Annotated in this window: 14 protein-coding genes; 2 read left to right on the top strand and 12 right to left on the bottom strand. The window is 41.7% G+C overall.

The window, feature by feature from the left end:
* Positions 1-2: 2 nt before the first annotated feature.
* Entirely contained in the window at positions 3-362 is a 360-nt protein-coding gene (locus J8L97_RS12845; protein ID WP_225738302.1) for a hypothetical protein, read from the bottom strand.
* Positions 337-609, bottom strand: coding sequence for a helix-turn-helix transcriptional regulator (locus tag J8L97_RS12850; RefSeq protein ID WP_211050222.1), 273 nt, complete (start codon positions 607-609; stop codon positions 337-339). Before J8L97_RS12850 ends, J8L97_RS12845 begins: the two co-directional genes overlap by 26 nt.
* A gap of 570 nt (positions 610-1,179) precedes the next feature.
* Here J8L97_RS12850 and ettA point away from each other — a divergent pair.
* On the top strand, positions 1,180-2,844 hold the full coding sequence (ettA, locus tag J8L97_RS12855; RefSeq protein ID WP_211050224.1) for an energy-dependent translational throttle protein EttA: 1,665 nt from the start codon (positions 1,180-1,182) through the stop codon (positions 2,842-2,844).
* A 96-nt stretch (positions 2,845-2,940) separates the two neighbouring features.
* Positions 2,941-3,303 carry a PilZ domain-containing protein gene (locus J8L97_RS12860; protein ID WP_192507019.1) on the top strand — a complete coding sequence of 121 codons (363 nt, stop codon included), beginning with the start codon at positions 2,941-2,943 and terminating at the stop codon, positions 3,301-3,303.
* Between the two features lie 695 nt (positions 3,304-3,998).
* Here the strand turns inward: J8L97_RS12860 and J8L97_RS12865 are convergent.
* The 10 genes from J8L97_RS12865 to J8L97_RS12910 form a co-directional block, all read right to left on the bottom strand.
* Positions 3,999-4,214, bottom strand: coding sequence for a hypothetical protein (locus J8L97_RS12865; RefSeq protein ID WP_211050226.1), 216 nt, complete (start codon positions 4,212-4,214; stop codon positions 3,999-4,001).
* An 11-nt stretch (positions 4,215-4,225) separates the two neighbouring features.
* Positions 4,226-4,417: a hypothetical protein gene (locus J8L97_RS12870; RefSeq protein WP_210995068.1), complete on the bottom strand. Its 192-nt coding sequence runs from the start codon at positions 4,415-4,417 to the stop codon at positions 4,226-4,228.
* On the bottom strand, positions 4,407-4,652 hold the full coding sequence (locus tag J8L97_RS12875) for a hypothetical protein (protein WP_211050228.1): 246 nt from the start codon (positions 4,650-4,652) through the stop codon (positions 4,407-4,409). The genes J8L97_RS12870 and J8L97_RS12875 overlap by 11 nt, the downstream gene beginning before the upstream one ends.
* Positions 4,646-5,044: a Mor transcription activator family protein gene (locus J8L97_RS12880; protein ID WP_210995071.1), complete on the bottom strand. Its 399-nt coding sequence runs from the start codon at positions 5,042-5,044 to the stop codon at positions 4,646-4,648. The genes J8L97_RS12875 and J8L97_RS12880 overlap by 7 nt, the downstream gene beginning before the upstream one ends.
* Positions 5,037-5,693: a gp16 family protein gene (locus J8L97_RS12885; RefSeq protein WP_211050230.1), complete on the bottom strand. Its 657-nt coding sequence runs from the start codon at positions 5,691-5,693 to the stop codon at positions 5,037-5,039. Before J8L97_RS12885 ends, J8L97_RS12880 begins: the two co-directional genes overlap by 8 nt.
* A gap of 10 nt (positions 5,694-5,703) precedes the next feature.
* On the bottom strand, positions 5,704-6,114 hold the full coding sequence (locus J8L97_RS12890) for a DUF2528 family protein (RefSeq protein WP_211050231.1): 411 nt from the start codon (positions 6,112-6,114) through the stop codon (positions 5,704-5,706).
* 11 nt (positions 6,115-6,125) lie between these two features.
* Positions 6,126-6,755 (bottom strand): DUF3164 family protein, encoded by a 630-nt coding sequence (locus J8L97_RS12895; RefSeq protein ID WP_211050233.1) that lies wholly within the window; start codon positions 6,753-6,755, stop codon positions 6,126-6,128.
* Between the two features lie 6 nt (positions 6,756-6,761).
* Complete coding sequence (locus J8L97_RS12900) at positions 6,762-7,118, bottom strand: hypothetical protein (protein ID WP_211050236.1); 357 nt, start codon at positions 7,116-7,118, stop codon at positions 6,762-6,764.
* Positions 7,119-7,122: 4 nt separating this feature from the next.
* Positions 7,123-8,271 (bottom strand): AAA family ATPase, encoded by a 1,149-nt coding sequence (locus J8L97_RS23970; RefSeq protein WP_211050238.1) that lies wholly within the window; start codon positions 8,269-8,271, stop codon positions 7,123-7,125.
* 3 nt (positions 8,272-8,274) lie between these two features.
* On the bottom strand, positions 8,275-10,021 hold a 1,747-nt coding region (locus tag J8L97_RS12910; protein ID WP_211050241.1), incomplete at its 5' end, for a DDE-type integrase/transposase/recombinase.

Genomic DNA, 10,021 nt, shown 5'->3' on the forward strand with positions numbered 1-10,021 from the left:
ACTCAATTTGACAACTCAAGCATGAGACTTCGCTCAGCTTTAACTAACCAAAACTCTGCGGAACGCTTCGAATCAAAGCCAAGTAATTTAGACGTTTCAGTCATTGTCCCAGGCATCATGTAACGCGCTCTAATTGCTTTGATACATTCAGGTCGCAATTGTGAGATTAATGAGGTAATCAACTCAATCTCATCTGGTACACTCATTGCTTCACTTGCAGAAAACCCGCCTGTAGGCTGACCGGTTCTATCAGAAATAGATTGAGACTTGAAACCACGCCCCATCTCCCTTTTAACCCAAAAGTTAGCCCACTTTTTAAGTGCAGCTCGAACTTGCTTAATCGTTATGTTCGTTGTCATCATTGATTTTTCCAATTACTTCTAAAATGTTTAACAGATATACATCTTCTACTAGACTAATCACATCATTCCACTTTGGGTCAAACTCACGATTTTCCCAACGCCTTAATGTTCGTTCTTCAATACCATAAGTTGCAGCAGACTCTGCCTGTGTATAGCCTCTCAACCGTCGTGCATAGCGTAATATCACTCCTCCCTTGGGCGTGCGCTTCACTGACAAACGTTCTCTATTTATGGCTGATTGATTCATTACTATCCTTTTAATTTCACATCTAGCAAGCCTGTAACTAAGGTCACTTACTTCAATCTGAAGTCACTTGCTTATATTTTTATAGTCATGCTGAAAGGAATGCTGCATTTCTATTACGTAACCATATTCCATTTGGCTAAAGCAGAAATAACGACGAATGTGCAACGTAATCGTAACTAAAGTATGTTATTTACAACGTGGGTAATTAAATGCTACAAAATATGAGTAATTTCTATATGGGCTCGAACTGAGTCGTAACTTCAAATACACACCAAACAACCAGTACTGTTTACAAAACCTGACAACATGTTTTTTCAAGATACGCTAATATTACCGATATTCTGGCTCTAAAACAGGTCATTTATGACCTAATATTAATTACTTAAGTAAAAACAATAGGATAATATACACTTTGTTAACTCCGTTGATTTAATAAACAATATATGCACTTTTGTTAAATAATGTATTCTTGTTAAGACTCTAATATAAAAGTATAAGTTCCTCCTAAATCATTGCTCCAACGCCCGCCTTTCTCTAAAATAAGAGCACCAATACAAAGTTTGGATTCTCATGGCTCAATATATTTATACAATGTCACGGGTGAGCAAAGTAGTGCCGCCTAAACGTACAATTTTAAAAGACATTTCGTTATGCTTCTTCCCTGGCGCAAAAATCGGGGTACTTGGTTTAAATGGTGCGGGTAAATCAACACTGTTGCGTATTATGGCTGGTCTAGACACCAGTTTTGAGGGTGAAGCACGCCCACAACCCGGTACAAAAATAGGTTACTTACCACAAGAACCTCAACTCGATGAGAGTAAAACAGTGCGTGAAACGGTTGAAGAAGCCGTGAGCGAAGTAAAAGGTGCACTATCACGTCTTGATGAAGTGTATGCTGAATATGCAATGGATGGTGCTGACTTTGATGCACTTGCTAAAGAGCAAGGTCAGTTAGAGGCGATTATTCAGGCCCATGACGGTCATAATATTGATAATGTGCTAGAACGCGCGGCTGATGCACTGCGTTTACCTGAGTGGGATGCAAAAATAGAACATCTATCAGGGGGAGAGCGTCGTCGAGTCGCGATTTGTCGCCTACTGCTAGAAAAGCCTGACATGCTGTTACTCGATGAACCAACTAACCACCTTGATGCAGAATCTGTTGCTTGGTTAGAACGCTTCTTACATGATTATGAAGGAACCGTTGTGGCTATCACGCACGACCGTTACTTCTTAGATAACGTTGCGGGTTGGATTTTAGAGTTAGACCGAGGCCATGGTATTCCATGGGAAGGTAATTACTCATCTTGGTTAGAACAAAAAGATGCACGTTTAAAGCAAGAAGAAAAGTCGGAACAAGCACGTCAAAAATCGATTGAAAAAGAGCTTGAATGGGTTCGTTCAAACCCGAAAGGCCGTCAAGCTAAATCAAAAGCTCGTATGGCCCAATTTACTGAAATGCAGCAATCCGATTATCAAAAACGTAATGAAACGAATGAGCTGTTCATACCACCTGGGCCGCGCCTAGGTGACAAAGTCATCGAAGTAAATAACCTAACAAAGAGCTTCGGCGACCGCGTGCTCATTGATGATTTAAGCTTTAGTGTGCCTAAAGGTGCTATTGTTGGGATCATTGGTGCCAATGGTGCAGGTAAATCAACCCTATTCAGAATGCTAAGCGGCCAAGAACAACCATCATCTGGTAACATTGATCTTGGCGACACCGTTGAACTGGCAACCGTTGAGCAGTTCCGAGATGATATGGATGGCAACAATACTGTTTTCCAAGAAATCTCTGACGGGCAAGACATACTCAAAATTGGTAACTTTGAGTTCCCAAGCCGAGCTTATGTAGGTCGCTTTAACTTTAAAGGCAATGACCAACAAAAGTTTGTAAAAGAACTCTCTGGTGGTGAGCGTAACCGTTTACATTTAGCTAAACTATTAAAAGCAGGTGCAAACGTCATCTTATTGGATGAACCTACCAATGACCTAGACGTAGAAACCCTGCGAGCCTTAGAAAATGCAATATTAGAGTTCCCAGGCTGCGTCATGTGTATTTCGCACGACCGTTGGTTCCTTGACCGCATTGCAACACATATTTTAGATTACCGTGATGAAGGTCAAGTAAACTTCTTTGATGGTAACTATACTGAATATGAAGAATGGTTGAAAAAAACCTATGGTGCAGCAGCTGCTGAACCAAAACGTATTAAATATAAAAAGATTGGCTAAGTCGGTCAGATAAAAGCCCCTAGAATTGGGGCTTTTAAATTGGAATTGGCTCACTTTAGCAACTATGATTATTAAAACTGTATAAGAGAGTAACAAATGGAAGAGCGTAGACGATTTACTCGGGTATTATTTTCAAATACCGCCACGTTAATGACAGCAAGCGGCGACTATACCTGTAAAGTGCTAGATCTCTCTTTGAATGGTGCGCTCATTACCCTTCCTATTGGGTATGTTTCTTTAAAGAATGAACCTGCAAGCCTTAAATTCAATCTACCAGAAAGCGATATTGCCATTTCAATGGAAGTCGAAATTGGTCATATTGAAGAAGCACATTTAGGCCTGCATTGTTGTCAAATAGACATTGAGAGTGTCACGCATCTAAAACGGCTTATTGAATTAAATGTTGGAGACGACGATATTTTACATAGAGAGCTTGAGCAGTTAGCTTGGGAAAAGTAACGAACTTTATTGCTTAACGACGCTGAATATTAGCTTTGATACCCATAAATTAAAGCTAATTTGCTAGGTCATAAAAAACATAAAGTACTTGGTTTTAGCTATTACCCCTAATTCGAATTGATCACCTACCTCTTCCTAAAGCCAAATGTAGTCTTTGACGTATATTCATGTTGTTAGCCTTGAGAGTTGACACACACGTTGACACAATGTAACTCCCGCTAAACTGGTTTCAGTGTCCATAAATGCGCCTCTTTCTTGCTCACTTTTATAGTTCCTGACTTACATCAGGAAGACAATGAGGTGGAGCACGTCTCCCTGAACGGGTTTCAGTGCCCATAAATGCGCCTCTTTCTTGCTCACTTTTATAGTTCCTGACTTACATCAGGAAGACCAACAAGGTGGAACTCGTCTCCTTGAACGGGTTTCAGTGCCCATAAATGCGCCTCTTTCTTGCTCACTTTTATGGTTCCTGACTTACATCAGGAAGACAACAAGGTGGAACGCGTCTCCCTGAATTTGTATATGGACTCCACCTCGCCATGCTTGGTGATCTAATGTACGAAAACTAACTATAGGATTGTGCGATAACTGCGGGATTATCCGAGAATGTACGGGACTGAGTGAGACACTATTTCAAAATGATTTGCATATATTCAAAATGAGCGGCGCTTTAAAATTTGCGCCGCTTTTGCTTTCTACGAAAAATGCTGACCGTCATTTTTCCACGCAGCATTAATACCAACCCACAACGACATAATGACATCATTTGTGAGTGATGGAAAACTTTCTCGTACAGCCAAAATTGCTGGGTACATTGTCTCATGTTTAGAGTGAGCCAAAACCATTGCATCGGCAGCTTTCACTACAACATGCTCTTCAGACAGCTCAGTGAATACAATTGTGTCAGACATATTTTATACTCCTAGTTAATAGAGGGAACTGCTACAGCCTTTTGAGCTTCAGGATTTTCACTATATGCAGTTTGTGTTTCTTTGCCTGCATCAATCAAAATTTGCATAGCGCCAACAACATCATCAAATGACTCACAGCCACACTTACTTAAAAAAGCAGCTATATAATGTGGGGCCATTTCTTCAGCTATATTACTCTTCATTATTTACCTCATTCATAAGATCCCATATCACCTTATATAAAGGTGGTGCTTCGGGTTCAATTGGTGCTAATGCTGGGCCGCCATTTCGGCCCCAGTTTACTGCTTGTTTGGGCTGCGTTACTTGCTCTTCTATATATATGAGTTTTCCAAACTCAAATCCGAACAATAGCGCTGTGCATAAAGCTAGTAACAACAGCCATTTGTTTACTGTGATCTCATCGTCGTTTTTTAGCATAGTGACGGCCCTTTATCATTTGGCCCTTGCCCTTTTTCACTATCAAAAAGATCACCTTGAACCTCATCACGTTTAACCTTTGTCATTGTGCGAACAACGGTATAGATCCACTGTACAGAGCAGCCGAACTTTTTTGATAATTCAACATGATTATCACCTGTAAACTCAGCCCATATTTGATTGCTCAGCATAATTGCATCTATAGAACGACCTTTGCAGACGTAAACAACTTCACCACCAAATGTATGACGTATAGATTCAACAACCTTTCGGCCAATGTCTAAAGCCTCCTTTTCGCCAACACTCTCATTTACCCCACATGTGACTAATTCAAGTATTGTAAGTAACATTCCATCACCGCGAACTGTTACATTGCCATATTGATTAGCCATTTTTCACGTCCTCATATTTTCCGAGCATTTGGCCTGTAAAGTTGAGCGCAGCTTCTAATTGCTCAACGTTACACTTACCAAACATACCAACGGCACAAAATACAAAACGCTTAGCGCTGAATAGCTCTTCATCGCTAAGCGGTAGCTGTTTTAAATCTTGTGCTAGCTCGTTCATATCTTTTGCCATTAAACGCACATACCAGCTTTTTAACTGCTCAATTAGTGCATGAATCATGGATTCGCGTAGCCATTCCAAACGCTCAATAGCCACGCTTTTATTCATGCGTTTAGCTTGTGCATTACTCCAAGAGAGTAGCGCAGCTTCTGAGCCATCACGTAAATAACCACGGTGGCTCATTGCAACCCACACTTGACGCAGCTTATCTAGCGGAATTTTATCTTCGGGGTCTATATCACGAGTCATTGGCGAGTTCTTACCACTCTTACCACTTCGCTTTTTAGTAATGATCTCAAAACCTTTGCTTTGCATATGTTTGAGTACCTTTTCTAGCTCATTCACATTCATAGCTTTACAACTGTCTTTACTCGTCAACTTCATTAAAATTGAGCGGTATAAGTCGTCACCCCAACCTAATTGGCTTTTACCGATATGGATCAATTGAATATAGCGAGATTTGTTCATTTTCATAATCTAGCTCCTACCAATTTGCTTGTGGCAAATCAGGCATTTTATCTATTGGCTTACAGCTCACATCAACATCTGGGTCTACTTCAAATTCAAACGGTTGACAGTGTTGAATAAGAATGCCTTTTGAACCGTCCATTTTCGGCCAACCTTCTACCCCTTCGCCATCATCCCAATCAAATGCACACATCACACCTCGGCTGTTAAAATCATTACTGACTTGGATCTGCATACACTGCTGTGCAAGCATAACTAAAACAGCTTTTACAACATCCCCTTTAGCTTCATCTAACCTATAGTCGGCATCACTCCAAAAAGAGTTAATTTCATGCCACTGCTCATCGTTAATTTTGCTGTGATCAATGGCAAACGTAACATCAAATGACTCATTACAAGTTACAGTTATTTTCTCGAAATTAGACATGTTCAGACCCTCTATAAAGATTTACTAACTAATGGAATATGAACCCAAGCGCCTTGGGCATTACGTTCGTAAAAGCGCACGTATGTTTTTGTGCTAGATAAAATGATTGCATCATCGAGCGCTTGCATCGCTTTTGCCCAGTCTTCGCTGTCACTTGCTAAACGATATTTACGCAACGCCATGATCCGCGCTTTGTTGTAGTTACCATCACTGTTTGTACTAAACGCATCTTGTACAATTTGGCGTAGCAGCTTGTCTTCACCCAGTGTTTCAAGCTTTTCATTTATGACTTTATCGATCAGTTCTTTGGCTACATTAATCTCAGGGCCAAATGTAATTTGGTCTGCAACCCCAACTTCAACTTTTCGTTTTGAATCATAATTAGTTAATGTCACATTGCCTTTCGTGCCGCCAATTTCTACATTGTAATTAGCAAATAGCTCTGCCATGAATGTATTAACGTTCTTAAACACTTTCCGCTTAAATTCATCATGCAACTCAGATAAGGCCCTAGCTTCATCAACCAAGCTGTTAACCAAATCATGCTTTTCAATGTCATATGTTGCGACTTTATTTAAAGGCACTTCATAGCCGCGGGGGTTTACTAGAAATGTTCTTTCTGAACTATTTACATCTGTCATGACTTACTACCTTTTACTTATGCACTGAACGTTATAAAACTTAACTGAATGACACTTAGGACAAGCCTGTATCTCTACACCATTTATTACTACTTGTGCTTTGTCGGACTCATTACCGACCCAACCACAATGATGATTTGCGCACGAGTAGCCAGGTTCTGGCTGTTCAATCGTAAACTCGCGTTGCTTCTTGCCGAACACATGGCCCCATTGTTTAACGTCAACCGCATGATGCCGTGTGAGCATTTCTTGTATTTTTCTATCGTCGGCCAATAATGCTTCGGCGTCTGGCTTGGGTAACGTGACTTGTTTTGTGATCTTGACGCTGGCAACGCCAGTCAATGTGATATCTACATGTTCCATAGCGCTATACCTTATGTACAAATTTTTCGTCGATGTGCTTAACGCCGATTGTGGCGGCAATATTAAGCGTGTGAGCTAGCCAAACATTTATAGCAAGTGGGTACGTTTGGTCTTGGTTTTCATCATCAAACCCAATGCCTTTTCCAACTTTCCCATAGCATTTGCCACGAATGGCACTCAACGCGTCATCCGTAAAAATCTTGGCTGGGTCAACACCAATGCGGGTGAATTTATGTTTCATATAATCAATTGCGTTTAGCCCCAATGGAGGCATACGAATATCATGCACTCGCATATTAAACTCACGCATTGAATGAGCTTGTATTTTTGTTCTCAACTCTGGTTGACCAAATAACACAATGCCAATAACACGTTTAAAACCATCCATTGTTTCCCAAACACATTTAAGTTCACGTATTAAATCAGGGGTAAGATCTTGCGCTTGGTCAACTATCAATAAATGTTTATGACCACTGCGGCTTCGCTCGATCAAAGTCCTCGAAATTTCCTCGTCTCGGTCTTCACCATTGTTAAGGTTTTTTATTCCAAGCTCTCGGCATATTGCTCTCGACACACCATCAGCAGTTATCTTTTTTCTGTTGATACGTGCAGGTGATATCACGGTAATCTCTGTAAATTCTTCTTTGACTTTATGTTCAAATAAGCGACGGATCATAGATTTCCCGCTACCACATTCACCTGTTAGCGTTACCATAGAGTTAGCACGTGCAGCCGCAATGAGCTCTTCAATTATCTGTAAATGTGAATCCACTAAGAAGAAGTCACCTTCACATTCAAACTCATCATTAAACGGGTCTCGTCTGATCTTAAAAAACTTCTTTGTGTCTGGTTTTAGCTGAGCCTTTAACATTTCATCTTCCTCACTATTTTGTGCGTGTTTTGGCTTTGGCTCATTCCAACCAAACAAACCCATTAAGTGGTCGTCAGTTGCGCCGTGCGCCCGTAAATAATCAATAATGTGTTGCTCTATGTCGGCCCGTTTACACTGCTTAGGCCACTCGTTTTGTGTTTTTAAACGGCTCAGGCTAGTGGTGCTAAATTTAATGCCTTTGGCCGCCAACGCCCTAACAACTTGCGCTTGTTTTATACTCAGTACATCAAATACAACGCTGAGCTTTGTTTGCTTTGTCACGGATCATCTCGCCATTTTTAACACTGGGGTTTCCGCTATCCCGTTGTGTAACTGCTCTACAATGCTGCTTACTTCCGTTTCAACAACTTCTAGGCTTTGTAGCCATTCAACTTCTGTTGGTCTTAATCCGCGGCCTAATCGCTCGGCTACCAACATACGTAGGTCAATGTCGTCTAAAACCTTGCCTTTGCGTTTTGGTGCTTGAGTAATTTGCTTAGCCACTGGGCTGTCTGGCGTAATCGTTTCACCCTTGGGCGCAATGCGCGTTTCGTGCTCAACGTTCTTAAGGTGCGAATGGGCAACCAACTTGCCGTTGAACGGCGCAGCTTTAGTTTTTTTAGCTTTCGCTATGTCTTCATCGCTCATGTTGGGGTATGCCAGCCTGTCTGCTGCTTTCACTGCGTTTTGCGTGGCATTATCAGCTTGGCTTGCATAGCGTTCGCCAATTACTGGTGCATCAATGCGGAACCCTGCAACATCAAATTCCAATGGTTTAACCTGGTGATACACCACATCATTGAGCGGAGTTTTAATGCCCACCATCAAATCAGGTGACTCGCCCACAATCACAGGGCTCACTTCGATCGTCATACCGTTTAAAATGTGTTCAAGTTCCGATACGTCATAAACCAATTGCGATTTAGTAACGGGGTGGCGATAGGTCACGGTTAAATCACCTTTTACCTTGCGCGACTCACCTTCTTTAGTGAGCAGCAAACGGCAAATTTGCTCGTCAGGCAACTGGCGTAAACGCTGTCTATATTCAGGCTGGTAAATCATTAGCCATGCGTCTAAACGCGGCATTTTATGCCGAGAATGAAAACATTTTTGGCCTTTAATTTTGTTTGCGTTATAGGCTTCTTGCCATGCCCAAGCTGTCGCATTTAGCTCTTCAACACTGCTCACAGGCTCCATCAGCAATCGGCTTTCAAACTGGGTTTCAACCAAATCGTTACCGTTTTCAACGCTGCCTTTTGCGCGTGGGCTTCCCGCTTTATGCTCTTCACATTTAACTTGCAAACTCTTCAGCACATTCTTAATTGCTTTTGAGCTGTTGGCAGAGCCTTTATCCCATACCAACATTTCAGGCACGCCCATAAATGCCGAGCCATCATGAACAGACCAACACCACATCAAAAAATCAAACAAGTTAGCAGTGGTTTCGCCAGCCGCCTGATAATACTTAACACGCACAGCACCGCTAAAGTGATCAGTGAGCACGTAACGCCATACCCGTAAGTTTTTTATGCTGTCTAAATTGTCTGGCTTGTTCGCATAAAAATGGCTTTCGTCCATGTATGACTGGCGATACCCTTTTACTTTTCGGTTTTTGCGTTCAGGTGGGTAATAAAGCAAACAATAACTGGGGTCTACTTGGTGTACATGATTCGGCCCTAAGCTACGCAATTGCGTGTGTGGGGTCGCTTTATCCAACATATGAATGCTTGCATTGTGGCGAGCTAGTACACGGCTGATCTGGCTAGGGCTAACGCTATCGTAACCATTTGCAGCTAAAATAGACTTAGCAACTGGCACATGCATAGTGCGCTTGCCATTGGCCCTCACAGACTGATTAAGTAAAGACACCATAACTTCTAGTGACTCGTCACTCATGCTTGTACTACCCGCATCACTGCGCTTTGCTTTGCCACTTTGCCAACCTAAGCTTTTTAGCCTGCGGTACAGCGCATCTTTACTTAACCCCAGTGTTTTACACGCTTCTTGGCGTATCGTGCCTTTTTGGCCGTGG

It is taken from the genome of Pseudoalteromonas sp. MMG012 (genome assembly GCF_018100875.1).
Lineage (GTDB): Bacteria > Pseudomonadota > Gammaproteobacteria > Enterobacterales > Alteromonadaceae > Pseudoalteromonas > Pseudoalteromonas aurantia.